At 65.5% G+C, this 26,155-nt stretch carries 24 protein-coding genes; 6 read left to right on the top strand and 18 right to left on the bottom strand.

Annotated features, from left to right (window positions below):
• Position 1 precedes the first annotated feature (1 nt).
• From ACNEOT_RS11495 to ACNEOT_RS11485, 3 genes are read right to left on the bottom strand one after another with little or no spacing between them, the layout of a single operon-like run.
• Positions 2 to 766: an alpha/beta fold hydrolase gene (locus tag ACNEOT_RS11495; RefSeq protein WP_415974108.1), complete on the bottom strand. Its 765-nt coding sequence runs from the start codon at positions 764 to 766 to the stop codon at positions 2 to 4.
• A 22-nt stretch (positions 767 to 788) separates the two neighbouring features.
• A complete protein-coding gene (locus ACNEOT_RS11490; protein WP_415974107.1) occupies positions 789 to 2,393 on the bottom strand; it encodes a DNA polymerase Y family protein in 1,605 nt (534 codons plus the stop codon).
• On the bottom strand, positions 2,390 to 3,202 hold the full coding sequence (locus ACNEOT_RS11485) for a hypothetical protein (protein WP_415974105.1): 813 nt from the start codon (positions 3,200 to 3,202) through the stop codon (positions 2,390 to 2,392). The genes ACNEOT_RS11490 and ACNEOT_RS11485 overlap by 4 nt, the downstream gene beginning before the upstream one ends.
• A gap of 205 nt (positions 3,203 to 3,407) precedes the next feature.
• Between ACNEOT_RS11485 and ACNEOT_RS11480 the strand changes: the two genes are divergently transcribed.
• Together ACNEOT_RS11480 and ACNEOT_RS11475 are read left to right on the top strand one after the other, a co-directional pair.
• Positions 3,408 to 4,631: a serine/threonine-protein kinase gene (locus tag ACNEOT_RS11480; RefSeq protein WP_415974103.1), complete on the top strand. Its 1,224-nt coding sequence runs from the start codon at positions 3,408 to 3,410 to the stop codon at positions 4,629 to 4,631.
• Between the two features lie 591 nt (positions 4,632 to 5,222).
• Complete coding sequence (locus ACNEOT_RS11475; protein WP_415974102.1) at positions 5,223 to 5,792, top strand: TetR/AcrR family transcriptional regulator; 570 nt, start codon at positions 5,223 to 5,225, stop codon at positions 5,790 to 5,792.
• On the opposite strand, the gene ACNEOT_RS11470 is transcribed toward ACNEOT_RS11475, so the two are convergent.
• The 6 genes from ACNEOT_RS11470 to ACNEOT_RS11445 all read right to left on the bottom strand — a co-directional run bounded on the left by ACNEOT_RS11470 (position 5,770) and on the right by ACNEOT_RS11445 (position 11,566).
• Positions 5,770 to 6,459, bottom strand: a complete 690-nt coding sequence (locus ACNEOT_RS11470) for a response regulator transcription factor (protein WP_415974101.1) — start codon at positions 6,457 to 6,459, stop codon at positions 5,770 to 5,772. The genes ACNEOT_RS11475 and ACNEOT_RS11470 overlap by 23 nt on opposite strands.
• Complete coding sequence (locus ACNEOT_RS11465; RefSeq protein ID WP_415974100.1) at positions 6,438 to 7,571, bottom strand: sensor histidine kinase; 1,134 nt, start codon at positions 7,569 to 7,571, stop codon at positions 6,438 to 6,440. The genes ACNEOT_RS11470 and ACNEOT_RS11465 overlap by 22 nt, the downstream gene beginning before the upstream one ends.
• Positions 7,572 to 7,581: 10 nt before the next feature.
• On the bottom strand, positions 7,582 to 8,283 hold the full coding sequence (locus ACNEOT_RS11460) for a hypothetical protein (RefSeq protein ID WP_415974098.1): 702 nt from the start codon (positions 8,281 to 8,283) through the stop codon (positions 7,582 to 7,584).
• Between the two features lie 88 nt (positions 8,284 to 8,371).
• Positions 8,372 to 9,379, bottom strand: a complete 1,008-nt coding sequence (locus ACNEOT_RS11455) for a MerR family transcriptional regulator (protein WP_415974096.1) — start codon at positions 9,377 to 9,379, stop codon at positions 8,372 to 8,374.
• Between the two features lie 52 nt (positions 9,380 to 9,431).
• Positions 9,432 to 10,079, bottom strand: coding sequence for a response regulator (locus tag ACNEOT_RS11450; RefSeq protein ID WP_415974094.1), 648 nt, complete (start codon positions 10,077 to 10,079; stop codon positions 9,432 to 9,434).
• Positions 10,076 to 11,566, bottom strand: coding sequence for a PspC domain-containing protein (locus ACNEOT_RS11445; protein WP_415974093.1), 1,491 nt, complete (start codon positions 11,564 to 11,566; stop codon positions 10,076 to 10,078). The genes ACNEOT_RS11450 and ACNEOT_RS11445 overlap by 4 nt, the downstream gene beginning before the upstream one ends.
• Positions 11,567 to 11,765: 199 nt before the next feature.
• Here ACNEOT_RS11445 and ACNEOT_RS11440 point away from each other — a divergent pair, with 199 nt between their 5' ends.
• Together ACNEOT_RS11440 and ACNEOT_RS11435 are read left to right on the top strand one after the other, a co-directional pair.
• Positions 11,766 to 13,130 carry a PspC domain-containing protein gene (locus ACNEOT_RS11440; protein ID WP_415974091.1) on the top strand — a complete coding sequence of 455 codons (1,365 nt, stop codon included), beginning with the start codon at positions 11,766 to 11,768 and terminating at the stop codon, positions 13,128 to 13,130.
• An 8-nt stretch (positions 13,131 to 13,138) separates the two neighbouring features.
• Positions 13,139 to 13,387 carry a hypothetical protein gene (locus ACNEOT_RS11435; RefSeq protein WP_415974090.1) on the top strand — a complete coding sequence of 83 codons (249 nt, stop codon included), beginning with the start codon at positions 13,139 to 13,141 and terminating at the stop codon, positions 13,385 to 13,387.
• Positions 13,388 to 13,392: 5 nt separating this feature from the next.
• Here the strand turns inward: ACNEOT_RS11435 and guaA are convergent, their stop codons facing one another.
• The 4 genes from guaA to guaB all read right to left on the bottom strand — a co-directional run bounded on the left by guaA (position 13,393) and on the right by guaB (position 19,662).
• Positions 13,393 to 14,982 carry a glutamine-hydrolyzing GMP synthase gene (guaA, locus tag ACNEOT_RS11430; RefSeq protein ID WP_415974089.1) on the bottom strand — a complete coding sequence of 530 codons (1,590 nt, stop codon included), beginning with the start codon at positions 14,980 to 14,982 and terminating at the stop codon, positions 13,393 to 13,395.
• Positions 14,983 to 15,012: 30 nt separating this feature from the next.
• Positions 15,013 to 16,767 carry an FAD-dependent oxidoreductase gene (locus tag ACNEOT_RS11425; RefSeq protein ID WP_415974088.1) on the bottom strand — a complete coding sequence of 585 codons (1,755 nt, stop codon included), beginning with the start codon at positions 16,765 to 16,767 and terminating at the stop codon, positions 15,013 to 15,015.
• Between the two features lie 174 nt (positions 16,768 to 16,941).
• Positions 16,942 to 18,081 (bottom strand): GuaB3 family IMP dehydrogenase-related protein, encoded by a 1,140-nt coding sequence (locus ACNEOT_RS11420; RefSeq protein WP_415974087.1) that lies wholly within the window; start codon positions 18,079 to 18,081, stop codon positions 16,942 to 16,944.
• Positions 18,082 to 18,138: 57 nt separating this feature from the next.
• Complete coding sequence (gene guaB / locus ACNEOT_RS11415) at positions 18,139 to 19,662, bottom strand: IMP dehydrogenase (RefSeq protein WP_415974086.1); 1,524 nt, start codon at positions 19,660 to 19,662, stop codon at positions 18,139 to 18,141.
• Positions 19,663 to 19,960: 298 nt separating this feature from the next.
• Here guaB and ACNEOT_RS11410 point away from each other — a divergent pair, with 298 nt between their 5' ends.
• A complete protein-coding gene (locus ACNEOT_RS11410; RefSeq protein ID WP_032378069.1) occupies positions 19,961 to 20,365 on the top strand; it encodes a DUF5319 domain-containing protein in 405 nt (134 codons plus the stop codon).
• Between the two features lie 90 nt (positions 20,366 to 20,455).
• On the opposite strand, the gene ACNEOT_RS11405 is transcribed toward ACNEOT_RS11410, so the two are convergent.
• The 3 genes from ACNEOT_RS11405 to ACNEOT_RS11395 all read right to left on the bottom strand — a co-directional run bounded on the left by ACNEOT_RS11405 (position 20,456) and on the right by ACNEOT_RS11395 (position 23,016).
• The gene (locus tag ACNEOT_RS11405; protein WP_415974085.1) at positions 20,456 to 21,481 is read right to left on the bottom strand and encodes an anti-sigma-D factor RsdA; all 1,026 of its coding nucleotides are present in this window, start codon (positions 21,479 to 21,481) and stop codon (positions 20,456 to 20,458) included.
• The gene (locus tag ACNEOT_RS11400) at positions 21,474 to 22,052 is read right to left on the bottom strand and encodes a sigma-70 family RNA polymerase sigma factor (RefSeq protein ID WP_032397500.1); all 579 of its coding nucleotides are present in this window, start codon (positions 22,050 to 22,052) and stop codon (positions 21,474 to 21,476) included. Before ACNEOT_RS11400 ends, ACNEOT_RS11405 begins: the two co-directional genes overlap by 8 nt.
• Positions 22,053 to 22,188: 136 nt before the next feature.
• On the bottom strand, positions 22,189 to 23,016 hold the full coding sequence (locus ACNEOT_RS11395; protein ID WP_415974083.1) for a hypothetical protein: 828 nt from the start codon (positions 23,014 to 23,016) through the stop codon (positions 22,189 to 22,191).
• 749 nt (positions 23,017 to 23,765) lie between these two features.
• On the opposite strand from ACNEOT_RS11395, the gene ACNEOT_RS11390 reads away from it, so the two are divergent.
• Positions 23,766 to 24,059: a WhiB family transcriptional regulator gene (locus tag ACNEOT_RS11390; RefSeq protein ID WP_027496361.1), complete on the top strand. Its 294-nt coding sequence runs from the start codon at positions 23,766 to 23,768 to the stop codon at positions 24,057 to 24,059.
• Positions 24,060 to 24,124: 65 nt separating this feature from the next.
• Here the strand turns inward: ACNEOT_RS11390 and groL are convergent, their stop codons facing one another.
• Positions 24,125 to 25,738, bottom strand: coding sequence for a chaperonin GroEL (groL, locus tag ACNEOT_RS11385; protein WP_415974081.1), 1,614 nt, complete (start codon positions 25,736 to 25,738; stop codon positions 24,125 to 24,127).
• A gap of 97 nt (positions 25,739 to 25,835) precedes the next feature.
• A complete protein-coding gene (gene groES, locus ACNEOT_RS11380) occupies positions 25,836 to 26,135 on the bottom strand; it encodes a co-chaperone GroES (RefSeq protein WP_008718149.1) in 300 nt (99 codons plus the stop codon).
• Positions 26,136 to 26,155 lie beyond the last annotated feature (20 nt).

Here is a 26,155-nt window from a genome sequence, read left to right as displayed (position 1 = left end):
CCTAGTGCGTCAGAAACGGAAGAACAGCCGCTTCGAACGCCGAGTATCCGTCGCGATGGATGCTGTGCCCGGTACGGAACACCTCGATCCGACAGTTCGGAATCCGTGCCACCATCGCGTCGAGCCGATCCGGATCGACCATGCCACCGGGGCCGCCACGAAGCACCAGCGTCGGAGCAGCGATGTTGGCCAACGATTCCCACCACCGCGGATTCGGCCGACGAAACTGTTCGAGAGCAGTGCCGGTCATCGAGCGATCGAAGGCGAGTACCGCCCGAGGGTGGAACACGACGCTGGTCGCCGCATGCCAGAGTTCGGTGACCGACGGCATCCGGCCGGTCAGCGTCGGCGGGGCGTCCCCCGGACGGATCGGTATCGGGAGCTCTTCGAGAACCAGGCGGCGGACGAGCTGCGGGCGACGTTGCGCGACGAGCGAAACCGCATAGCCGCCGAGAGAATGGCCGACGAGATCGACTTCGTTCAGCCCGAGGTGATCGACGAGTGCCAACAGATCTGCGCCGAATGAATCGAACTCGTACGTGGACGTGTGCGCGCTCTTACCGTGTCCGCGCAGATCCACGGTGATCACCCGGCGACCGTGGGCGGTCAGTGCACGGGCGAACCGATCCCAGGTACCGCTGTCGCCACCCATTCCATGTACCAGCATCACCGGCGGCGAATCAGTGTTCGCATGCCTCTGCGGGGTGAACGAACGATACGCGATGTCGACGCCATCCAGGTCGACCGTCTCCGACATCATCTGCATTCCTTCGACGGTAGCGGTGCCGCTATTCGTAGATTCCCTCCACCCGCCATCGCCCCTCGTCGAACACCAGGAGCAAGGCCCTTTCGTCGTCGAGCACCACCTGGGCCCGCGCCGTCGGACCCGTAGACGCGTGGCCACTGTCCCACCATCGCTCGTCCACCGGCCACGGCCCGGCCAGGCCCGTCAGTTCCCATTCCTTGGTGCCCCAGCGCAGTCTCGACGGCGACGCATCGAACACACCACGATCGGTGACGCCGATCCCCGTTCCCGCCCGATCCATCAGCGTCACCGTCGGACGGGTCTCGATCACTGCCGCCGGGGCAGGCTCGGGTAGCCGTCCCGGCCAGGGATCCGACGGATTCGACATCGGCACCAGTTCGTCGCCGAGCGGACGCAGCGTGATCCGTTCGGCCGGCCCGCGACCACCGCTGAGCACACCACCGAGCACCGATTCGCCGCCGAGCAGACCTTGAACGCGCACCAACACCCGACGCGCCCTCTCGTCCTCGTCACCGACACTGCCCCACAACCCCAGTTGCAGCTCGCCTGCTGCCACCACTTCGATCGGTTCGAGCCGCAGAACGGTGATGGCGGACGTCGGCTTGTTCTCGCTGCGTCCGGTGATCCAACCGTCGAGTTGCCACCGCACGCGGTCGGCTGTGCCCTCCGGCGTCAACGGCTCGGCGCACCGCCAGATCCGCGACAGGTTCTCGCCGTTGCCGGTACTGGCATGCACCAGCAGTCGAGTGCACGCAACGGCAGCGGCAGCGAGCTTGGTGTGCAACTGCTCGGCCAACCCGCGCCCGGCGAACGCAGCTGCGTCGACCCGATCGATCGGCGGATCGCACAGGTATTCCACATCAAGGTCCGGCGGTAGTGCGCGGGCCGACGGCGGACGCTCGGGCTCACCTCGAGCGCTGCGATGCGCCAACACGGCATCGGTACCGAAACGCGACGCAACATCCCCCGGAGACAGTGCGGCGAAGTCACCGATGGTCCGTAAACCCAAGCGACGCAACAGGTCCACCAGCTCACCGCGATCGGCAGCGGACATGCTCGGTTCTGCCGAGAGTTCCGCCACCGGCAACGGCGCGAGAAAGCCTGCACCGCCGCCGCGCGGCACCACCTGCGCATACCGTGCGGCGACCACTGCAGTGGACAACTCGTCGGCGATACCGATCTGACATTCCACGCCGGCAGCCGAGGCTTCGTCGATCAGCCGTTCCGCGGCCCGATGCTCGGTACCGAAGTACCGGCCGACGCCACGAGCAGCGAGAACCAGCAAGCCCGGCCTGAGCACTTCGACTCCCGGCGCGATGGCGGCGACGGCCGAGACCACAGGCTCGAACAGCCTCGCATCACGATCGGTATCGGCAAGTGCAACATGCACTTCCGGGCACCGCGCCTGCGCTTCCCGACGGCGTAGGCCGCGCTTGACGCCGGACGCACGTGCCGTCGCCGAGCAGGCAACGACCCGGTTGGCGGACGTGACGACCACCGGATGCGTCGCAGGGAGATCGGCCTGGGCAGCTGCGGCGACGGCAGGCCAATCCGGACACCACAGAGCGAGAACACGGCTGGCAAGAACGCGACTGGCATGGACCCGGCTCGACGAGACGTCGCTCATGTCGAGACCGCGATTGCCAATGGATTCTGCTCGCGCTGTTCGGCATGCCACTCGATGCGGCCGTTCTCCGAACGCAGATCGAGTCGAACAGTGCGGGGCCGCATCGACTTGCCGCGAGCGCACACCGACAATCGGACACCGCGTAGCCGGCCGCGGCCCAGCTCGAGACCCGTACCGAGGCCGTCGTACCCGTGCACCGATGCGTCCAGTCGTAGCTCTGCCCCGTCCCAGTGCCCGTCGGTCACCAGCAGCGTCGACCCCTTGCTACGCGCCCTGGCCACCACCGCCCTGGCCCGAGTAGGCGACACCGACAGACCACCGAGACCGAGTACGACGAGGTCGACACCGTCGAGCAGAATTGCCGCCACTTCCACCGGGTCGGGGCCAGGATCGGGAATGAGGGCCAGCTTGCTCAACTGTGCGCCCATCTCCACCGCAGCCAGAATCCCGAAACGGGGCTGCCCGATGACGGCGACATGCCCGCCGGCACCGGTCACCGCGGCGACCAACCCGATCAGGAGCGAGCCTGCACCGGACACCGAGGCCACCGTTCCACGCACCAGCCCCCCGTGCGGTAGGACCTCGACCAGCGCGGCCGGTACCGGAAGAACGGGCCGCTGACGGACCGCACGTACCGGTTCGGGGTGGTCGGGTTCGGGGTGGCCGGGATCCGAATTGTCGATACGCACCGACGCCGTCTCGCCCCGGGAAGGCACGGCAGCCATCCGGCTACGCAGCAACGCCACGCGCTCCGGGAGCGACAACCCGTCGAGCGCATCCGGCGTGACAGAAGCTCCCGATACAGTCATCTCACTCCCCTTCGCGGCGTAGAAAATCGAGCCGAAACATCGGTGTTCGACGAACGCGGGAAGTGGCGTATTCGAACACAATTTCGATCTGCACCCAGTAAAGCCGCTCGGACGGCAACTCGTCAAGGTGATGCCGAAGCCCCTGGTAGAGGCCTCCGTTCCGCGCCTGCGGGCACGCTCTGCCATCGTCAACTAACCTGTGGACGTGACCGATCAGCAGCGTGTTCGACGGGGCGTCGGACCCGACTACCTCTTGGCAGGCAGATACCGCCTTGCCGGCAAACTCGGCGGCGGTGGCATGGGTGCAGTGTGGCTCGCCACCGACACACTCCTGCACCGTCAGGTGGCCGTCAAACAGGTCACGTCCACCACTCGGTTGACCCAGCAGCAGGCCGTCGAGGTACGTAGCCGAGCCATGCGCGAGGGCCGCATCGCAGCCCGTCTCTCCAGCCCGCACGCCATCGCGATGCACGACGTCGCTCTCGTCGACGGCGAGCCCTGGTTGGTCATGGAATACCTGTCCTCGCGCAGTCTCGCGCAGGCACTCGGCATCACCGATTCGCTACCGCCGTTCGAGGTCGCCCAGATCGGCGCGCAGATCGCCGATGCCCTCACCGAGGCGCACGAGGCCGGAATCGTGCACCGAGACATCAAACCGGGCAACATACTGATCGCCGATCGCGGTAAAGACCTGGGCATCGTCAAGATCAGCGATTTCGGCATATCCCGCGCCAAAGGAGACGTCGAAGAAGCCGACGACAGCGTGATCACCGGCACCCCGGCGTATTTCGCACCCGAGGTCGCCCGCGGTCAGGATCCCACCGCAGCCAGCGACGTGTTCTCCCTCGGGGCGACGCTGTACACCGCCATCGAAGGCAAACCGCCGTTCGACATCGACCACGATTCGATCGCACTGCTGCATCGAGTTGCCAAGGGGCAGATCATCGCTCCCACTCGCAGCGGAGATCTCACCGGCCCACTGCTGCACATGCTCGAGCCCGATCCTGCGCGACGCCCCACCATGGCGCAGGCCCGCGACGAGATAATCGCCGCCGCGATCAGCAAGCGCGGCACCATAGCTCAGCTGCGGGGGGTGCCTCTGACCTCGGCGGACGGCGTGGTCCCGGCATGGGCGAGGCGCTCGACACCGGTCTCCGAATCTCGACGTCCGTCGAGAGAGTTCGGACGCACCATCGCCGGCCTACCTGCCGTGCAACCCGGTGAGAGCCAAGCCAATCCGGTTCCGTCGACGTATTCTCCCCCACCGTTCGACCTGCCCAAGAAAAAGAGGAATCCGATCGAGGATGTCCTGATGCGCATCGAGGACGTCGTCGGCGACCGGACGTCGATTCCGTCGACCGTCATCCTCTCAGCACTCGTGCTCGCCGTCGCGCTCGTTCTCGTTCTGCTGATCACGCTTGTGATGTGACCCGGCCGTCGAGCCGCGCGATGGCATCGGTGAGCACCGACGGAGCGAGCATGCGGTGCACGGCGGACAGCGGCACCCACGCCCACCTCCCGAGCCTGCGATCATACCGAACGAAGGTCGTCAATTCGAGTCGCCCTCCGGCCGCGTGGATCACCAAATGCACAGTGAGAGAATGGGACCGGACTTCCAACCGAATCCACTGCGGGGTACTTTCCGCGATGCGCCACCCCGCTACCGAATTCGAGGTTGCACCAGTACTGAGCCTCAGCTGCAACAAACGCCGCCAAATGAACCGTTCGGCCACAGAGGGAACGTCGCCGAACATGACTCTCGCGTACCGCTCCGGAGTCGCCACGATATCGACGTCCACGAAGAAGTGGTCGACATAGTCAGCCCCCATGGGCGAGCGAACCAGTACACACTCCGGCATCTCTTCGACTCCGACCAGACTCTTCACCTGCCATTCGACACGTTCGTCAGGCTTCGACACAAGCGACTCCCATCAGGTATACGGTGGCGTACAACAGCGATCGTAACTCTTTTATACGGTGCCGTATAGTTCGAATTGTCTCGACAGCTCAGGAGAAACCATTGCCTCGCGCACGCATCCCACGCGACAGATGGATCCAGGAAGGTCTGGCCGTTCTCGTCGACGGCGGTCCCGACGCCGTCCGCGTCGAAGTCCTCGCCGCGCGCATCGGAGTGACCAAAGGTGGCTTCTACGGCCACTTCTCGGACCGGCAAGCACTCCTCGACGCCATGCTTGACCGCTGGCGCAACGACACCGTCGACGACGTACTTGCGACAGTGGAACGAGTCGGTGGTCACCCCTCGGATCGGGCAGTGCTCGCCGGGCATCTGACGTTCGACGCCGAACGTCTACCGACAGACATGGCTGTGCGTGAATGGGCACGCCGCGATTCGGGCGTGGCCGAGCGACTACGAGAAGTCGACAATCAGCGAATGGATCTGTTGCGCACATCGTTTGCAGGCAACGGCATCGAGGGCGTCGAACTCGAGGCACGATGCCTGATTGCCTTCTGCGTCGCAATCGGCAGCAGACTGCTCGAGGCCGATCATCTCGGCTTCACCCGCCAGCAGGTACTCGACGCCGCCACCGGGTTTGTCCTCGATCCGGTCAGCGCGCCTCGTGCACGATGATCGCGATCTGAACCCTGTTGCTGCATGCGAGTTTCGTCAGAATCCGTGAGACATAGGTCTTCACCGTCGCGACACTCATGTACAACTCGGCGCTGATCTCCGCATTGGACTTCCCCGAGCCGACAGCAACGGCAACCTCGCGTTCCCGATCGGTCAGAGTATCGAGCACGGCCCGGGCCCGTGCGGTGGCGGAGTCGTGCGATCGAGCGTCTTGCTCGCGCCAGTGGGCAACCAACCGCCCTACGGCCGTAGGCGACAGCATCGATTCCCCGGTTCCCACGCGATGCACCGCGTCGACGATGTCTCTGGGTGGGGTGTCCTTGAGCAGAAACCCGTTCGCTCCCGCCCGCAGTGCCCGCAGCAGGTACTCGTCGGTGTCGAAGGTGGTCAACACCACGATGGCCACCGTCGACCCCTCTGCGCGAAGCCTTTCGGTGGCCGCGAGACCGTCCATGATCGGCATCCGCACATCCATGAGAACCACGTCGGGAGACAACGCACGCACTGCGTCGATGCCACTGCGACCGTTGGACGCCTCGCCGACCACTGTGATTCCCGGATCCGAACTCAGAATCAGCGACAGGCCCGCACGAACCAACGCGTCGTCGTCGACCAGCAACACCGCGAGCGAATCGGTGCCATCGGCTATTTCGGGCACGGCAGCCACGCTTCCAGACGGTAGACCACTCCGTCGTTACCACGCGCGATTCCGTACTCGATCCGTCCGCCCGCCAAATCGATTCGTTCACCGAGCCCGATCATTCCCGACCGTGAACCGGGTACTGTCGCGAAACTCTGGGTGCTGACACCGTTTTCGAGCCATACTCGAATCTCGTTGCCCACCGGGGCGATTCCGCACCGCACCGGAAGTCCCGGCGCATGTTTCCTGGCGTTGGTGAGACCTTCCTGAATCACCCGGTGAACGGTGCGAGAAGCAGAGGGAGACAACGACAGTTGCGATGGCATCTCGTCGAAGAATGTCACGCTCGTACCTGCCTTCTCCGAATCCGCAATCAGTTCGGCGATGTCCCCCAGCCCCGGTTGTGGACGTGCCGACGCTACATCGCCCGATCGGAGTACCCCCAGTATTTCCCGTAGATCTTCGAGGGCACCGTGCGCATTGGATCTGATGGTCGACGCGATCGCCTCGACCTCGTGTGCACCGACGTCCGGGCGGATCTCGAGCGCACCGGCATGCAGGCTGACCAACGAGATCCGATGTGCCAGAGCGTCGTGCATCTCACGCGCTATTCGCTCGCGTTCGAGCCCGCGAACGGTCTCGGCTCGCAGATTCGATTCGGATTCTGCTCGCTCCGCCCGCTCACGCAGCGAATCGATCACCTCACGGCGCGATTTGACGACGATGCCCCATGCCGCCGGGATGCTCAGAAACGCGAGACTGGTTATCCCGATGTACACAACGGACTGCTCGACCCACAGAGTTGTCCAGATCATCGACGCCGCGAGGTGAAGAAGCACCACCGCGGTGGTGACCCGCCAGGACTGTCGGGCGGCCACAGTGAAGACGGCCACCAGTTCGGCCCCACCGACCGCATCGGTGAGAATCGTGCACACCGCCAGCGCCACGGCGATCTCGATCGGCCATCGACGACGCCACCACAACAACACGGCACCGAGCACGCCCACGACGATCGAAACGACCAATCGGGTAGTGGTCATCCCCTCGGTGTCTGCGGCTACCAACACCACCATCAACAGCGCGAACACGATGGCGGCGGCATCCCACGCACGCTCCCGATGCCGCCTCAGAAATCTCACGATCGAACCATCATGGTCGAACCAGGGGTCGCCAGTACTGGCTGGTCTTCTTGTCGCGCACCACCACGCCGAGTCTGTCCAGCTCCGAACGCAATTCACGTGCATCCGACGCTGCCTTCTTCTTCAACGCCATGTCCCGAGCTTTGAGCACCGCGTTCACTTCCGGTGCCAGACCAGGAGTTTCGGGCACCCATAGGTGATACAGATCGTCGTACGGATCACCCGGCGCAACCGAATATCCCCGTTCCTCGAACACCGCCTCGATCACGCCCCGCTTCTCCTCGCTCGGCACCCGCACCAACTGACGCGAGGCCCCGTCGAGCAACACCAACTCCTTGCCGTCGACGAAAACGATGCCGACCTGCGACTTCGATACGGAGACGGACTCGCCTCCCTCGGTGATGCGAACGTGCTTCTCCGACACAGCCACTCGCGCCGTCTCGTAGAACGCGACACCCACCAACGCCAGCCCGAGCAGTACCCCCACCCCGATGCAGACATACCGCACCCACCACTGCGACCACGACGCGATCAGCTCCAGCGGCCCCTGAAACGGTATCCATGTCAACGACGATCCCCACGACGCCACATACGGCAGCGCGAAGCCCAGTAGTCCTCCGATGACCACCGCACCGGCGATCAAGAAGAACCGATCGCCTCGGGAGAACCACAGCACCGCAGGCGAGGTCTCCCCGAGCATCTTGTCGTCCATACCCTCACGGTATCGAGTGCGAGCGCAAGTACCCAGTCATCGAAAGTAGACACTTCGGCCGCCGACTTCCGACATCGTCGACCATCGATCAGCCGAGCACCGGCATCACCAGTGTCGTCAGAGCGCCGTCGACTGCGGACCGCACCAGCATCGGATGGTCCGGAGCGGCGATATCGAGCATCACGTCCGGTCCGACGGCCGAGGCGACGGCTGCCTGCAGGACGGCCGCGTCGAAGAACACAGTCATCTCGGAACCGGTGACTCGAGCTGGGACGTCGACACCCTCGATCGTCAGGCCGTCCGGACCGGCGTCGATCCGAAGCGTGCCACCATCGAGGGGAACGAAATCTCGTTGCAGCACAACCCTCGTCACCGTCGGAGCGAGACCGTCCACGATCATCCGCCAGTCGGGGAAGTCGCCGTTGACGAGATCCACCTCGCTCCGGACGCCGTCGACTTCGACCGCCATCGCATCGTCGGTTGCCATCAGCGCGAGGTTGCCCGACGCGGGTACGGCCCCGAGTGAGTCGACCGCGGCGATCCGCGACCAGGGTGCACCGGACGAACTGTGTACAACGACGCTGCGGGTGGAGAGTCGATACCGATCCGTCGCGGTGAGGGTGACGGCAGCACCGTCCACTTCGATCAGCACGCCCCGCAGCACCGAAAACTCCTCGCTCGTCCCGGCCGCAGACGAGACCTGTTCCACTGCCGACGCAAATTCGGCCGCAGATACCGTTGCTGTGCAGTAGGTTTCGTCGAACATCCGGCGGATCGACACTGCCGCTTCGGCCGCGGCCCGAGCACGGGCAGCAAGTTCTTCGACGTGTCCATCCACGATCTCGACAGCCGTGGCTCCGTCACCGTCGAGGGCCGAGGCCACCTTGTCGAGCGGCAACCCGATCTCGCGAAGCTGTCGAATGATATTGGCCCGCTTCGCCTGTGCTCGGCTGTAGTAGCGATAGCCGGACTTGGCGTCGATGGAGGCAGGGACGAGCAACGCGCAGTCGTCGTAGAAGCGCAGAGCGCTGGGGGTCAGGCCGCTCGATCGCGCGAACGCACCGATGGTCAGGAATTCCTCGGTAGAATCAGTCATGGTGAGATCTTGAGGCTTCGAGTTGGTCGAAGGTCAAGCGCAGTTCGGGCGCCTAATCGATCCGACGCTTGTGCGCCCATCGAGTGAGCGCATTTCTGTTGGACTGCTGCGTCTTTCGGAGAACGTTCGAGGCATGGGTCTCGACGGTCTTGATGGAGATGAACAGATCCTCGGCGATCTCGCGATAGGTGTACCCGCGCGCCAGCAACCGCAACACCTCCAGCTCGCGAGGCGTCAGCGAATCCAGTTCCGGGTCCAGCGGGGGCTCAGGAGCGGCACTGCGACCGGTGAACGAATCGAGGACGAATCCGGCCAGACGCGGGCTGAAGACGGCGTCTCCCCCGGCGACGCGTCGAACACTGTCGGCGAGTTCCGAACCGGAAATCGTCTTGGTGACGTACCCCCTTGCCCCGGCACGGATGACGGCGATGACGTCCTCGGCGGCGTCGGACACACTCAGCGCCAGGCATACCGGCCCCTCGGAGATGCGGTTCAACACGGCCACTCCGCCGCCGTCGGGCATGTGCACGTCGAGCAACACGACGTCGGGCTTCGTCGAGTCGATGCCCGATACCGCCTCGGCGACGCCTCCCGCTTCTCCGACGACCTCGATGTCCGCCTCGCGGGCGAGCTCGGCTCGCACGCCGGAGCGGAACACCGCGTGGTCGTCGACCAGAAATACGCGGAAGGGTTCGGTCACGTCGGCTGCTCCTGCTGGCTGGATTCGGAAGATTCGGTGGTGACGGCGGCACGGTTGCGGGGCATGAAGATTCGCACTTCGGTTCCCTTGCCGATGCTCGACCGTACCTGCACCGTGCCGCCGCGGCGCTCGATGCGTCCCCGAATGGACTTGGCCAGGCCCCGTCGGTCCTCGGGAACCGTGGATTCGTCGAACCCCGTACCGCGGTCGCGGACGAACACGCTGACCTGCTCCGGCTCGGTTTCGGCGTACAGATCGATGTTGGTCTCACCGGAGTGCTTGGCCGCGTTGACCAATGCCTCGCGTGTGGCACCGAGCAGCGCGGTGAAACTCTCCCTCGACAGTCCCGATTCGACGTCGTCGGGCAACAGTTGCACGTCGCCGACGGTGATGGGTCGAACTGTCACGCCGTGCTGATCCTCGACCTCACCCGAGATCGTCTTGAGCGCGTCGGCCAAGCTCGAGTTGTCCGTGTCGCCGCCGTCGAACAGCCACTTTCGTAGTTCTCGCTCCTGCCCGCGCGCCAACCGCATCACCTCCTGCGGTCGATCGGACTGCTTCTGGATCAGAGCCAGTGTCTGCAGCACCGAATCGTGCAGGTGCGACGCAATTTCTTCGCGTTCGTCGTTGCGGATACGCGCGGACCGCTCGGCACCGAGCGCGCGCCAGGTACGCAACCAGATGGGAACCGTCAACAAGCCGACGCCGACGAGTGTGACCACCACCGCCAGCAGCGACGAGCGCAACGCAGCGAGATCGACGCGCGCAAGCACCACAACGCCGAGTCCGAGCACGATCAATGTTGCGCCGCCCACGACCCGCGCCCAACTGAGCACGGTCGGATGCTTGGGAAGCCCGAGCGCTGTTCGCGGTCCTTCGGAGTCGAACTCTCGCCACACCAGCGCGGCACCGACGACCACCACGATGACCGGAACGATCACCGATGCCGCGGTACCGCTGAGCAGCCAGGCGAGCCCGACGGCGAGCCCGAGACCGATCGCGGCCAAACCCAGGGCCCGCTGTCGTTCGGCGGCACTCGGGTGTGCTGTGTCGTCGCCTGCGGGCGTGAACATCCAGATCAGGCCGTAAGCGACGATGCCGGCACCCGCGGACGCTGCGAGCAGCGCGAACGCCACCCGAATCTTGAATACGTCGACGCCGAGATGGTCGGCGAGCCCGCCCGCGACGCCGCCGACGATGCGGCCGCCGCCGCGTCGTAGATAGGGGGCAGGCGCGGAGCCTGCAGGAGCGCCCGGGAAGGCAGGCGCGGAGCCTGCGGGAGCGCCCGGGAAGGCAGGCGCGGAGCCTGCAGGAGCGCCCGGGAAGGCAGGCGCGGAGCCTGCGGTAGCGCCCGGAAAGGCAGGCGCGGAGCCTGCGGTAGCGCCCGGAAAGGCAGGCGCGGAGCCTGCGGGAGCGCCCGGGAAAGCTGGAGGAACGGGGAACGCGGTTGTCGACGTGGCATGGGTGGGCGTCGCGTCGCCGGTCACGGGTGGTGTGTTGCGGGCGGCGTCAACGGGTGGATTGTCGACAGGGTGCACGCCTTCGATCCTGGCACGGCAGGGGTGGGTGTCGCATCAGGGTTCGCCCTGATGTTTCCGCGGGTCGTTCGAGGTGGGGTCGCGGTCGGGGTGAAGATCAGGGGTATCCCTGATGTGTTCCGTGGTCGTGGCCGACACGATGGTTGTCATGAGCAACGTGACCGTCTCGGATCAACTTCATCAGATGTGGCGCACCCGTCCACACCGCTTGCCGCAACGCGGCCATGTGGCGGGTGTCGCAGCCGGTATCGGCTATCGCTACGACGTCGACCCCGTTCTGATTCGGATCGCGTTCGTCGTCTCCACCTTGTTCGGCGGTACCGGCATCGTGCTGTATCTGGCGGCGTGGCTGGTGCTCAATCGGGCCGGTGACACCGCGTCGAGCGTGGAATCGCTTGTCGGACGCGGTAACAGCTCCGACTCGACGACCAAGACGGTGGTCGTGGCGGTGGCCTTGGTGATCGCACTGTCGACCATCGGGCCCGTGGGCGTCGGACTCGGCGGTTCGGGTCTGATCTCTTTGGTCGCCATGCTCGGTGGGCTGTGGCTGCTGCACCAGCGCTGCCCGGAGCCGCCGCCGTACCTGCGCACGGCAGAGTTCTCCCGAACCTATTACCCACCAACACCTTTCAGCTCGTACAGCACGTCGCCGGAGCAGTGGACCGCCGCGCAGTACCGTCCGCCGCAGTTCCAACAGGAGCGGTACACCCCGTACACGACGCTGCCGAAGAGCTACGTTCCGACGCCCGAGACCCCAGAAACCTCGACCACCACAGACTCGCAGACCGTGAGCCTGAGCAAGTCGACGGCATACGCTGAACCCACTGACCTGCCCACTGTGACGCCCCCGTCCTGGGACCCCCTCGGTGTGGCACCGTTCGCGTGGAATCTTCCCGAGCCGGCCGGTACCTTCCCGCCGGCAGCAGTCGAGCGCAAGCGCCGCTCGCGCTGGACGGCAAGCTTTCTCGGCCTGGCTCTACTCGCTGCTGCCGTCACCTCGGCGATCGGAGCCGCGACCGGCGGGGACTGGGCCACAGCCGGCCGAGTCGGAGCCGTCGCTCTTGCCGTTGTCGCGGTGGGTCTCCTGGTGGGTGCGTTTCTGCGCAAGGGCTACGGACTGCTGGTGGTCGCCGCGCCCCTGGCCGGATTCGTCGTCTTGGCCTCGGCTATCGGACCGGTAGATCTGGACAACAGCGTGTCGGGCGCGCAACGGGTGGCTCCGCTCACCGCCGACGCACTTGCCCCTACCTACGACGTCGGCTTCGGTGAATTGGATCTCGACCTCACCGGTCTCGCGCTCGGCGAAGACAAGACGGTGGCGATTGATGTGACGTTCGGCAGTGCATCGGTCACCGTGCCCGAAGCGATGAACGTGACCGTGAAGTGTGAGGCGGCGTTGGGTTCGTGCCCCACCGATACCGGTTTCGGCCCGGGAACGAGCACCGATGGTCCGGCACTGACGATCGTGGGCGATGTGTCATTCGGCGAGCTGAAAGTGGGGCACCCCCAGTGAAGAAGAACATGACCGACCGCACAGGCCACGACTACGGCGACAGCGATTCCGACACCGAAGCGCAGAACTCGAACAGACGGGGACCGTCCGCGCTGCTTTTCCTCGCCGGCCTGGCCACGATGATCGTCTCGATCGCAGCCATGATCGGCCAGGAGGCCATCACTGCGCTGGGCGACGTTCAGTTCCGCTGGGTGTTCGTGATCGTCGCGGTGGTCGTGGGCTTCGCGCTACTGCTCGGCCCCAGCCGAAAGAGCTGACGCCACTACTCCCACTCGATGGTGCCCGGCGGCTTGCTCGTGACGTCGAGAACGACTCGGTTGACCTCCGGAACCTCGTTGGTCACCCGAGTCGAAATCGTTTCCAGGACGTCGTAGGGCAATCGAGTCCAGTCTGCGGTCATCGCGTCCTCGCTCGACACCGGACGCAGCACGATCGGGTGCCCGTAGGTCCGGCCGTCACCCTGCACTCCGACACTGCGCACGTCGGCCAGCAGCACCACCGGGCACTGCCAGATCTGCTGATCCAATCCTGCGACCGTAAGTTCTTCTCGCACAATCGAATCGGCGTGACGCAGCGTGTTCAGGCGGTCACGGGTGATCTCACCGACGATGCGGATTGCCAGACCGGGGCCGGGGAACGGCTGCCTGCCGACGATGTCCTCGGGCAGTCCCAGTTCGCGGCCGACCGCACGCACCTCGTCCTTGAACAGTGCACGCAGCGGTTCGACCAGGGCGAACTGCAGATCGTCCGGCAGCCCGCCGACGTTGTGATGGCTCTTGATGTTCGCGGTGCCCGATCCGCCGCCGGACTCGACGACGTCCGGGTACAACGTGCCCTGCACCAGGAACTCGACTGCGTCGCCGTGTTCGGCGTTCTCGCCCAGCACCTCGGCCACGGCACCCTCGAAGCTCCTGATGAACTCACGGCCGATGATCTTGCGCTTCTCCTCGGGATCGGAGACGCCCTCGAGCGCGCCGAGGAAGGTGTCGACCGCATCGACGGTGACGAGCTTGGCGCCGGTCGCGGCCACGAAATCCTGCTGCACCTGCTCTCGTTCGCCGGCACGCAGCAGTCCGTGGTCGACGAAGACACAGGTCAGACGGTCGCCGATCGCCCGCTGCACCAGGGCCGCAGCCACTGCCGAGTCGACGCCGCCGGAGAGGCCACAGATCGCCTTGCCCGTCGGGCCGACCTGCTCCTGCACCGCGTCGACCAGAGCGTCGGCGATGTTCGCGGCAGTCCAATCCGGCGCGATACCGGCCGTCTCGTGCAGGAACCGGCTCAGCACCTGCTGCCCGTGCGGAGAATGCATAACCTCGGGGTGATACTGCACGCCTGCCATGCGCTTGCCCTCGTTCTCGAAGGCGGCGACCGGCGCGCCCGCGCTGGTGGCGGTGACGGTGAAACCCTCCGGCGCTGCCGTGACGGCATCGCCGTGGCTCATCCACACCGGCTGCGTCGCAGGCAGACCGTCGTGCAGACGCCCGCCGTCGACGCTGAGTTGCGTCCGACCGTACTCCCGCGTTCCGGTGTGTTCGACGGTTCCGCCGAGGGCCTGGGCCATGGCCTGGAATCCGTAGCAGATACCGAACACGGGGATTCCGAGGTCGAGAAGCGCGGAATCGAGCTCGGGTGCACCCTCGGCGTAGACGCTGGAAGGTCCGCCGGAAAGCACGAGCGCGACCGGGTCCTTGGCAGCGATCTCCTCGGCGGTCGCGGTATGCGAGATCACCTCGGAGTACACGTTTGCCTCGCGCACACGGCGTGCGATCAACTGCGCGTACTGGGCGCCGAAATCGACGACGAGAACCGGGCGTGCGTGTGCGGGATCGTGTGCAGTGGAGTCGGTCACCGGGTCAGTCTAGTGGGGCCACACCAGTGCTCACGCAACGCCCGAGCGCTCGACTGGCATCGCCGCAGAGCCCGACCGGATCTCGACGATCGGTAGGCGCAGACCACCCGGAGCGTCGACCGGGACGACCGGGGAGTTCGGGGCGATGGGGTCCAGACGCTGGTACGGAAGTCCTTGCGCCGGACGCAGATCCAGCTCGCCCTTGTTCGGCCACAGCGCCGCGGACCGCTCGGCCTGCGCGCTGATGGTCAGCGAGGGGTTCACTCCGAGGTTGGCCGATACGGCAGCCCCGTCGACCACGCTGAGGGTCGGGTATCCGTGGACGCGGTGGTACGGATCGATGACGCCGTGCTCGGAATCGGAGGCGATGGCGCATCCACCGAGGAAGTGTGCCGTGAGCGGAATGTTGAACAGTTCGCCCCAGGTTCCGCCCGCCACACCGCCGATCTTCTTCGCGATGCGTCGGGTGGCGTCGTTGCCCTCGGGAATCCAGGTCGGATTGGGCTCGCCGTGCCCCTGCTTGCTCGAGATCTTGCGGCCGAACGGCCCACGCTTGGTGAACGTGGTGATCGAGTTGTCGAGGTTCTGCATCACCAGCGCGATGATGGTCCGTTCGCTCCAGCGCCGGACGTTGACGACGCGGACGAACTGGAGCGGGTGGGCAATCAACGCGAAGACGAATTTGAGCCACCGCGGAATCGGTCCGCCGCCGTCGGTCATCAGTGTCTGCAGCATGCCCATGGCATTCGAGCCCTTGCCGTAACGGCAGGGTTCGATGTGCGTGTTGGGGCTGGGGTGGAACGAGGACGTGATGGCGACACCGCGGGTGAGGTCCATGTTCGGATCGACCGCGAGCTTCGCAGCACCGACGATCGATTCGGAATTGGTGCGGGTCAGCTCACCGAGGGTGTCGGACAGGCGAGGCAGAGCGCCCGTGTCCTTCATCTTGTGCAGCAGGTTCTGTGTGCCCCACGTGCCCGCGGCGAGAACGACATTGGCGGCACTGTAGGTCTTGCGTCCCTTGCGCAGCCGAGCGCCGGTGCGTTCGGTGTCGACGTCCCAGGTGCCGTCGGATCGGGGCACGAGACCGGTGACGGTCGTCATCGGCACGATCTCGGCTCCTGCGCGTTCGGCCAGGCCGAGGTAGTTCTTCAGCAGGGTGTTCTTCGCGCCGTGGCGGCAACCGGTCATGCATTCGCCGCATTCGATGCACCCGGTGCGCTCAGGCCCGGCACCGCCGAAGTACGGGTCGGGGACCGTCTTGCCCGGTTCGTCGCCGAAGAACACTCCCACCGGCGTCTGGATGAAGGTATCGGCGACGCCCATGTCCTCGGCGACCGACTTCATCACCTCGTCGGCCGGTGTCATGTGTGGGTTGCGCACAACGCCGAGCATGCGGGTGGCCTGGTCGTAGAACGGAGAGAGCTCACTGCTCCAGTCGGTGATGTGCGCCCACTGCTTGTCCTCGAAGAACGGAGCCTGTGGCTTGTAGAGGGTGTTCGCGTAGTTCAGCGATCCTCCGCCGACGCCTGCACCGGCGAGAATCAAACAATCGCGCAGCAGATGCACGCGCTGGATGCCGTAGAGGCCGAGCTTCGGTGCCCACAGGAAGCGCTTGAGATCCCAGCTGTTCTTCGCGAAGTCCTTGTCCTCGAAGCGCTGCCCGGCTTCCAGTATCCCGACGCGGTATCCCTTCTCCACCAGCCGAAGCGCGGTGACGCTCCCGCCGAAGCCCGAACCGACGATCAGAACGTCGTAATCCGTTGCGCGAACAGCTGAACCCATGGTGACCTCCGCTACATCCGATGCTGTCGAACAGTATGCACACCCCCATGTGACTACCGCCACAAGTGATTCTAGCTGTTACGAGAAGTATCACCAACCGAGGGTCGGCTTACCGGACGACACAGGGCGCGCACCCCGGGATGGAGTGCGCGCCCTGCGGTTGTGCGAGGTCGATCAGGCCCTGACGTTCAGGCCCACCTTCTGGAATTCCTTGAGATCGGAGTACCCCGATTTCGCCATCGAACGACGCAGCCCACCGACCAGGTTGATCGAACCGTACGACTCGCGTGACGGCCCGTGCAGCACCTGGTCCAAGCTCGGGCGGTCCCCCGCCGACATCGGCAGCAACGTGCCGCGCGGCATCGACGGATGCGCCGCGGCAGACGGCCAGTACCAACCGCCGCCGGGAGCCTCGGCAGCGACGGCCAGCGGAGCGCCGAGAACAGCAGCATCGGCTCCACAGGCAATGGCCTTGGCGAGCGCACCGGAGGTGGTGATGTCGCCGTCGGCGATGACGTGTACGTACCGTCCACCGGTTTCGTCCAGGTAGTCCCGACGCGCAGCGGCCGCATCGGCAATGGCGGTGGCCATCGGAACGCCGATTCCGAGCACCTCACCGGTGGTCGTACCGCCTTCGACCGAGCCGTAACCGACGATGACACCTGCTGCGCCGGTACGCATCAGGTGCAGAGCGGTGCGGTGGTCGCTCACGCCCCCGGCGATGACGGGGACATCGAGCTCGGCGATGAAGGTCTTGAGGTTGAGCGGCTCGTCGTCACCGTGCGCCACGTGCTCCGCGGAGATGATCGTGCCCTGGATGACCAGCAGATCGAGGCCCGACGCGACCAGGGCGGGAGTCAGCGCCCTGGCGTTCTGCGGGCTCACTCGAACGGCGACTGTCACCCCGGAATCGCGGACCTGCCCCACCGCAGCGGCCAGCAGATCCGGCTGCAGCGGCGCGGCGTGCAGTTCCTGCAGGAAGGCGATGGGCGCGTCGGGATCGAGATCGTTCTCGGCGATGTGGATCAGCTGATCGAGCTTGGCCTGCACGTCCGCGTGACGCGCCCACAGTCCTTCACCGTTGATGACCCCCAGCCCACCCTGCCGACCCAGCTCGATCGCGAACTCCGGCGAAACCAGCGCGTCGGTCGGATGTGCGAGTACCGGGATATCGAACCGGTACGCGTCGAGCTGCCACGCCGTCGACACCTCCTTCGAGGACCGGGTACGGCGGGACGGCACGATGTCGATGTCGTCCAGCTGGTAGGTGCGGCGGGCTTCTCTGCCCATGCCGATTTCAACGAGGTCGCGCACGCGCGCACCTTTCTACTTCGAGAGCGAATCGAACCGGCCGAATCCTGGCCGGGTCGACTATCGGGTGGTGTAGTTCGGGGCCTCAGCGGTCATCGTGATGTCGTGCGGGTGGCTCTCCTTGAGCCCCGCCGCGGTGATCTGCACGAACTGAGCCTGCTGCAGGTCCTCGATCGAGTTGGACCCGGTGTACCCCATCGCGGCACGCAGACCGCCGGTGAGCTGGTGGATGACCTGGTTCAACGGCCCTCGGAACGGAACGCGACCTTCGATGCCCTCGGGCACCAACTTGTCCTCGGCCAGCACATCGTCCTGGAAGTAGCGGTCCTTGGAGAACGACTTCGCTCCCCCACGTCCCTGCATCGCGCCGAGCGAGCCCATGCCTCGGTAGCTCTTGAACTGCTTGCCGCCCACCAGAATCAGCTCGCCGGGAGATTCGGCGGTTCCGGCCAACAACGATCCGAGCATGGCGGTCGACGCACCGGCGGCCAGCGCCTTGGCGATGTCACCGGAGAACTGCATACCTCCGTCGGCGATGACCGGCACACCGTGCGGCTTGCACGCGGCGACGGCTTCGAGGATGGCGGTGATCTGCGGAGCGCCGACGCCTGCGACGACGCGGGTGGTGCAGATGGAGCCCGGTCCGACGCCGACCTTGACCGCGTCCGCGCCTGCCTCGACGAGTGCCAGTGCGCCCGCTCGGGTGGCCACGTTGCCGCCGACGACCTGCACGCGGTTGCCCACCTCGGCCTTGAGCTTGCTGACCATCTCGAGCACCTGCGAATTGTGGCCGTGCGCGGTGTCGACGATGATGACGTCCACCCCGGCGTCGGTCAGCGCCATCGACCGAGCCCAGGCGTCCTGCCCGACGCCCACCGCGGCACCGACCAGCAGACGACCGTCGCGGTCCTTGGTGGCGTTGGGATGCTGCTCGGTCTTGACGAAGTCCTTGACAGTGATGAGTCCGGTGAGCGCGCCCTTGCCGTCCACGATCGGCAACTTCTCGATCTTGTGCCGACGCAGCAGGCCGAGCGCTGCCTCGGCCGTGACGCCCTCCTGCGCGGTGATCAACGGTGCCTTCGTCATCACATCGGCGACGCGGCGATTCTGGTCGACCTCGAAGCGCATGTCGCGGTTGGTGATGATGCCGACCAAAGCGCCGGTCTCGTCGGTGACGGGAAGGCCGGAGATACGGAAACGCGCACACATGGCGTCGACCTCGGCCAGTGAATCGGTCGGCTTGCAGGTGACCGGATCGGTGACCATTCCGGCCTCCGAACGCTTGACCGTCTCCACCTGGGACGCCTGATCCTGCAGTGACAGGTTCCGGTGCAGCACGCCCATGCCACCGGCGCGGGCCATCGCGATGGCCATCCGCGCCTCGGTGACGGTGTCCATGGCCGAGCTGACCAGCGGCACCCGCAACCGGATCTCGCGGGTGATCTGACTGGACGTGTCGACCGAGCTGGGAATCAGGTCGGAAGCGGCCGGCAGCAGCAGGACGTCGTCGAACGTGAGGCCGAGCATCGCGACCTTGTTGGGATCGTCGCCGCCTGTGCGGACGTGGGCTCCGGGACTACTCATGCGAATCTGGCCCTCCCTGGAGCCTGGTTGCACCTGCAGCACGCCGCGCGGCCGGTGAGGCCTCGCATGCGCACCACGGTGCAGTGTTGGAGAACGGATGGAGTTTCGGCACTTGCACTCATCTGTTCAGCGCCGTGAACCATGGTATCGGCTAGGGCACAACCAGTGCGAATGCCTCCTGCTGTGAGTGGCGGGAAGCACCGAAAACTCGATCGGCACCGAAATCGGCGACAGCGCGCCCGGCATGTCGCGTTCGAACGGCTGGCGCAGACCCACCAGTCCTGCGTACCGTGGAGGCGTGCGCGATCAACTGCCTCCCGGTCTACCCCCGGATCCGTTCGCCGGAGACCCAGCCGACCCGTCGGCCGCCCTCGACGCCATCGAGCCCGGCCAGCCTCTCGATCCTCAGGAGCGGCTCGCCGTCGAGGAAGACTTGGCGGACCTGGCCGTCTACGAGGCACTCCTCGGCCACCGCGGAATTCGCGGCCTCGTCGTGTGTTGCGAAGACTGCCAGCAGGACCACTACCACGACTGGGACATGCTGCGCGCAAATCTGCTGCAGCTCCTGGTCGACGGCACCGTCCGACCACATGAGCCTGCCTACGACCCGGTGCCCGACGCCTACGTGACCTGGGACTACTGCCGCGGCTTCGCGGACGCGTCCATGAACGACGCTCTGCACGGCGACGGCTTCGACAGCTGATCTTCGGACCGAGAGCCGGAAAAGCCCGACACGATGATCGTGTCGGGCTTTCTCGTTCGGACCGGAAACGGTGCGATCCGGTGAAACTGCTCAGCTTCCGCCGGGCGGGACCAACATACGATCGCGATTCTCGGGTGCGCTGCTGCCACCGGCGGTCGCCGTCGGCTGACCAGGCTCCGAGAGCCCTGTCGGCGTGACATCGGTCGTCGTCGTGGGACTCGGAGCCGTCGTCGTGGGCGGAGCATCGGGTGTCGTCGTCGCCGGAGCCGGTGTGACCGGAACACCGGTGGTGTCGGGGGTGATCGGCTGTACGGGCACCGGAGGCACGTAGGGATCGATGCTCGGCAGGGACGCCGCCGCAGACGGCAACGGAACCGGGGGCTGAGGTACCGGAGCCGGAACCGTCAGAGCCTGCAGCTCCTGCAACAGGCGAGCCAGCCACTGATCGAGCTCGGCGCGCTGCCCTTCGTCGAGCACAGCAGAACTGCTGCTCGATGCACCGTCGAGCAGTGCACGAGCGGCGGTGGTGTCCCCGGACGAGAGAAGATTTTCTGCCTCTTGCAGCTTGGACGTCGTATCGATTTGCGCGACAGTCGAATCGGCCTGCTGCGAGAAGACGACGGACTTGACGCTCCACAGTGGATCGTCGGGGGTCGAGTTGTACGAGATGACCACCAAGCCACCCATCACCACGGCTATCGCTGCAGCGGCACCGGCGATGGGACGCAACAGACGCATCCGACCACCGCGATTCGCCGAGCTCGACCGCGCCATGTCGGCAGCGAGCTTCTCGCGCTCGACGGAGGCGACGACAACGTCGAGGGACGGGCCGGCCGGCATCGCCGGCGCAATTACGTCTGCTCGCCAATTGGCGAGCAGAAGGGCGAGTTGGTACTCGTCTGCGTCATCGGTGGCAATCGGTCCGTCACCACTGATCGCGTCGATGAACGCATCATCGCGACGTACGGCGACGAGGTCCACAGGACCGCCGTCTGCGCCGATGTCGGCATAGGGATCGTTCTGCTTCGGTCCAGTGGAGCTCACGGGCTCACCGATACGCGAGATTCCGCGACGCGGCGTCTCACCGGGGCCACCGTGACCATTGTCCCTAGCCATACATTTCACCTGCTCTCACAACTTCGTTCTTCAGTTTTGCGATAGCTCGGTGCTGAGCCACGCGGATAGCGCCTGCAGTGCTGCCGACGGCTGCTGCTGTTTCCTCGGCCGACAATCCGACGATGAGTCGGAGCACCAGAATCTCGCGGTGCTTGGCGGGCAAGGTGTCCAGCAATGCAGTCATCTGTCGACTCGACTCGGATTCCAGAGCGCGTTGCTCCGGTCCGTGTTCCATCGAGACGACATCTGGTACTTCGGCGGCCGGGTCCGATTTGTTACGCGAGGCGCTGCGATGGGCGTCGGCGACCTTGTGAGCCGCGATGCCGTACACGAATGCCATGAACGGTCGGCCTTGGTCCTGGTAACGCGGCAAGGCGGTCATGACTGCCAAACAGACCTCCTGCGCCACGTCGTCGGCCGAAAGCTGACCGCGCTCAGCCGAACCGACCCGTGCCCGGCAGTACCGCACGACGAGTGGTCGGATGAATTCCAAGACCCGGGACAGAGCCAATCGATCGCCTTGCGCTGCGGCAACGACGAAAGAGTCGAGCTCTTCTCCCGCACTGTTCATCGTCGACTAATTTCCCCGCGTTACAGGTACGCACCCGCCTGGGAGCGCTTCCACGTGGTGGTGGAACGAGACCAAGGATAGCGACACCACCCGGCCATAACCGAACCGCTCGGTCCGCCCTCGACCCCGATCCTGGTCAGTAGACCGTCGAACCACCCAGACGATCGATGGCGGCAGCCAGGTCGACGGACGCAGCCATCCCGGCGTCGACGCCGCCCGTGCCCTCGCACAGCATCGTCGCGGCCCAACGCAATGGCAGCAAACCGTGTGTCGCCGCTGCGCAGGCCACCTGAACAGCAGACTCGCGGGCGCGGTCGGTCTCGCCGACGCAGCTCAGAGCCGCCGCATGCACCAGGTCCGTCTTGATGGTGTGACGTAACGAATCGGCATCGTTGGCGAGAGCGCGAGCGCACTCGGCGTGTCGGAGCGCCCCGGCACCGTCGCCGCGCATCATCGCCAGTTCGGCCGCCACCCACGCCGCCCGTAGTGCCGGACGCCACAGACCTCGACCGACGGGCCCGTCCCGCTGCTCCGCGCTGCGGGCCAGCAGCGTGTCCGCGAGCCTGAATCGACCGTGGCCGAGAGCATCCGCGGCCAGTCCGGTCAATGCATCACTGCGGGCCTCGACGATGTCGATCGACGCCGGCGGTCCGGTGAGTCCGACGAGAAATACGGCCCTGCCGTCGAAGCGGCGAGCGCGCTGATGGTTACCCACCTGACGAAACCAGGACGCGCGGGTCGACGCGTGCAGCGACTCGAGTTCCCGGCTGTGGGGTCGAAAACGCCGAAGCTCGATCCCCGCCGCGCTGTACCGCCCCTGGCCTGCCAACGCGACACTGCGATACCAACTCTGCTGCGAATCGGCGGCTGCGGGGATCGGGAACCGGCCGGGGTTGCCACCTAAGGCGACGTCGAAAAGTTCGGACCGCGTCGCGGTGAACAACGAGCTCTGCTGTGGTGGCACGAAGCAAGGGTAGGGCCATCGCCGGCGGCGGCCTCACGTCCCGAGAACGACGGCGCACTGTCGCCGATCGCGAACCAACGGCGTGAATCCGTTCCTTGCCGAGAGAAACAATGCAACGCGCGAATTCACAATCGGCCCGTTGCAGCGCAAGGACGTTCCGATTCACGTGCACGGAATGCAGTTTTCAAGGAATTAACAATGTGAACACGGGCCACTTCGGAAACGAGAATCTGAACGCTGTGTGGCGAATAGGTTAATCACCGCGCCCGATTTCATGAGAGGAATCCACTGCGTCGCCCGCGGCCCGTGCGACTTCTCGTACTTCACGGAGTGCTCCGCGAGTCGAGTCGGGCGGTCTCGGCGGCCTCGACCGAACGGACCGACGTCGGGCCGACAGCGCGAGAACACAAGGACGCAGGGTCGTCGATACGCCTCTGATCAGCGGAAACGGCGAAAGAGCCAGCGTAGTTCGATCACCGTCGGCGGGCACCGACATCCACCGCTGACCCGCGATGCATCGATGGCTGCACTCCGACGCGCACTCCATGCTCTCCCGTGTCGGCGGATTCTTCAACAGGAACGACACGCACGCGGGTGAGTCGAAGTAAATACCGCTCGTGTTAATTCTTGACACCACAACTATGCATTTGCCCACGACGAAGAACTATTGACTCGATTTCGTCGACACACATAACGTTGTCGGCATTCGGATCACGAATCCGACAAGCCACACCACCCTAGGAGTCTTCATGCCGCAGCCGAATCACCTCCCTGGGCCGAACGCCGATATCTGGGACTGGCAGATGCACGGCCTGTGCCGTGGCGTCGACTCGTCCATGTTCTTCCACCCGGACGGCGAGCGGGGCCGGGCACGAGCACAGCGCGAGATGCGGGCGAAGGAGATGTGCCGCAGCTGCCCCGTACTCGCACAGTGCCGCACGCACGCTCTGAACGTCAGCGAGCCCTACGGAATCTGGGGCGGGATGTCGGAGACCGAGCGGGAGCTGCACGCCCGTCACAACCGCCGCCGCATCGCGGTCTAGTCACCCGAACACACGAGAAAGCCCCCAACCCGTTCCGGTTGGGGGCTTTCTCGTGTCACCTGATGTCAGTGAGCGTGTCCGTGTCCGGCAGCAGGCTCGGCGGCCTCTTCCGGCTTCTCCACGATCGCGCTCTCGGTCGTCAGAATCATGCGTGCAACCGACGCGGCGTTGACCACCGCGGAGCGGGTCACCTTCACCGGATCGACGACGCCGTCGGCGAGCAGGTCACCGTACGTCAGGGTCGCGGCATTGAATCCGTGTCCCTTCGGCAGTTCTGCCACCTTGCTGACAACGACAGAACCGTCGATGCCCGCATTCGAGGCGATCCAGAACAGCGGCGCGTTGAGCGCGGTACGCACCACGGCAACGCCGGTGGCCTCGTCGCCGGTCAGGCCGAGATCGTCGGCCAGAGCCAACGCAGCCTGAGTCAGAGCCGAGCCACCGCCGGGGACGATGCCCTCTTCCACGGCTGCCTTGGCCGCAGCCACGGCGTCGTCGACGCGGAACTTGCGTTCCTTGAGCTCGGTCTCGGTGGCGGCACCGACCTTGATGACCGCGATGCCGCCCGACAGTTTCGCCAGACGCTCTTCGAGCTTCTCGCGATCCCACTCGGAATCGGTGTTCTCGATTTCGCGGCGGAGCTGACCGACGCGCGCATCGATGTCGTCCTGCGTGCCCGCACCGTCGACGATGGTCGTGTCGTCCTTGGTGACGACGACGCGACGAGCGCGACCGAGGAGCTCGAGTCCGGCTTCCTTGAGGCTCAGACCCACATCGGCGGTGATGACCTGTCCGGCCGTCACGACCGCGAGATCGTCGAGGAATGCCTTGCGTCGGTCACCGAAGAACGGCGCCTTGACGGCCACGGCCTTGATCGTCTTGCGGATGGAGTTGACGACCAACGTCGAGAGAACTTCACCCTCGGTGTCCTCGGCGATGATGAGCAACGGCTTGCCGGACTCTGCGACCTTCTCCAGCAGAGGAAGGAAGTCCGGAAGCGAGGTGATCTTCTCGCGGTAGAGCAGGACGTACGCGTCCTCGAGAACGGCTTCCTGCGCGTCGACGTCGGTGACGAAGTACGGCGAGAGGTAGCCCTTGTCGAACTGCACGCCCTCGGTGACCGAGAGCTCGGTGAGCAGCGTCGAGGACTCTTCGACGGTGACCACGCCGTCAGCGCCGACGCGGGTCAGTGCCTCGCCGACGAGTTCGCCGATTTCGGGGTCGCGCGAGGACACGGTGGCGACCTGAGCGATGGCCTGCTTGCCCTCGACCGGGGTGGCGGCGGCCAGGAGAGCCTCGGCAACCTTGTCGGCTGCCTTGGAAATACCGGTGCCGAGCGCGATCGGGTTGGCACCGGCTGCGATGTTCTTCAGTCCGCCGCGAACGAGAGCCTGCGCGAGGACCGTCGCGGTGGTGGTTCCGTCGCCTGCGACGTCGTTGGTCTTGGTGGCGACGCTCTTGACCAGCTGCGCGCCGAGGTTCTCGAACGGGTCTTCCAGATCGATCTCACGAGCGATCGACACACCGTCGTTGGTGACCGTCGGGCCGCCGAAGGCCTTGGCCAGCACGACGTGGCGTCCTCGGGGACCGAGAGTGACCTTGACTGCGTCGGCGAGTTTGTCGACGCCGCGCTCGAGCGAGCGGCGCGCTTCCTCGTTGAATTTGATTTGCTTTGCCATGTTTCGGTGTTACTCCTTCGAGTAAAGAAACTCGATCGAACGCACACCGCCCCGGCACCGACACGAGATCGGCTTCCGGGGCGGGATGCGTTGTGGCCTACTTGGCGATGACAGCCAGCACGTCGCGTGCCGACAGAATCAGGTATTCCTCGCCGGCGTACTTGATCTCGGTGCCGCCGTACTTGCTGTAGATGACGGTGTCACCTTCTTTGACGTCGACCGGGATGCGGTTGCCCTTCTCGGTGACACGGCCTTCGCCCACGGCGACGACGGTGCCCTCCTGGGGCTTCTCCTTGGCTGTGTCGGGGATGACCAGACCGGAGGCGGTCGTCGTCTCGGCCTCGTTGGCCTGGACGAGGATCTTGTCCTCGAGCGGCTTGATTTTCACGCTCGCCACGTTGAGCCCTCCAAAGTTAT

Origin of the sequence: Rhodococcus sp. 077-4, assembly GCF_047782425.1 — a bacterium.
Lineage (GTDB): Bacteria > Actinomycetota > Actinomycetes > Mycobacteriales > Mycobacteriaceae > Rhodococcoides.
This window is presented reverse-complemented; position numbering and strand designations above follow the sequence as displayed.

Bases quoted from the DNA above. Each gene is read 5' to 3' on its own strand.
- ACNEOT_RS11495 (WP_415974108.1), bottom strand. From the start codon at position 766: ATGCAGATGATGTCGGAGACGGTCGACCTGGATGGCGTCGACATCGCG.
- ACNEOT_RS11490 (WP_415974107.1), bottom strand. From the start codon at position 2,393: ATGAGCGACGTCTCGTCGAGCCGGGTCCATGCCAGTCGCGTTCTTGCC.
- ACNEOT_RS11485 (WP_415974105.1), bottom strand. From the start codon at position 3,202: ATGACTGTATCGGGAGCTTCTGTCACGCCGGATGCGCTCGACGGGTTG.
- ACNEOT_RS11460 (WP_415974098.1), bottom strand. From the start codon at position 8,283: ATGGACGACAAGATGCTCGGGGAGACCTCGCCTGCGGTGCTGTGGTTC.
- ACNEOT_RS11455 (WP_415974096.1), bottom strand. From the start codon at position 9,379: ATGACTGATTCTACCGAGGAATTCCTGACCATCGGTGCGTTCGCGCGA.
- ACNEOT_RS11440 (WP_415974091.1), top strand. From the start codon at position 11,766: ATGAGCAACGTGACCGTCTCGGATCAACTTCATCAGATGTGGCGCACC.
- ACNEOT_RS11435 (WP_415974090.1), top strand. From the start codon at position 13,139: ATGACCGACCGCACAGGCCACGACTACGGCGACAGCGATTCCGACACC.
- ACNEOT_RS11425 (WP_415974088.1), bottom strand. From the start codon at position 16,767: ATGGGTTCAGCTGTTCGCGCAACGGATTACGACGTTCTGATCGTCGGT.
- guaB (WP_415974086.1), bottom strand. From the start codon at position 19,662: ATGAGTAGTCCCGGAGCCCACGTCCGCACAGGCGGCGACGATCCCAAC.
- ACNEOT_RS11405 (WP_415974085.1), bottom strand. From the start codon at position 21,481: ATGGCTAGGGACAATGGTCACGGTGGCCCCGGTGAGACGCCGCGTCGC.
- ACNEOT_RS11400 (WP_032397500.1), bottom strand. From the start codon at position 22,052: ATGAACAGTGCGGGAGAAGAGCTCGACTCTTTCGTCGTTGCCGCAGCG.
- ACNEOT_RS11390 (WP_027496361.1), top strand. From the start codon at position 23,766: ATGCCGCAGCCGAATCACCTCCCTGGGCCGAACGCCGATATCTGGGAC.
- groL (WP_415974081.1), bottom strand. From the start codon at position 25,738: ATGGCAAAGCAAATCAAATTCAACGAGGAAGCGCGCCGCTCGCTCGAG.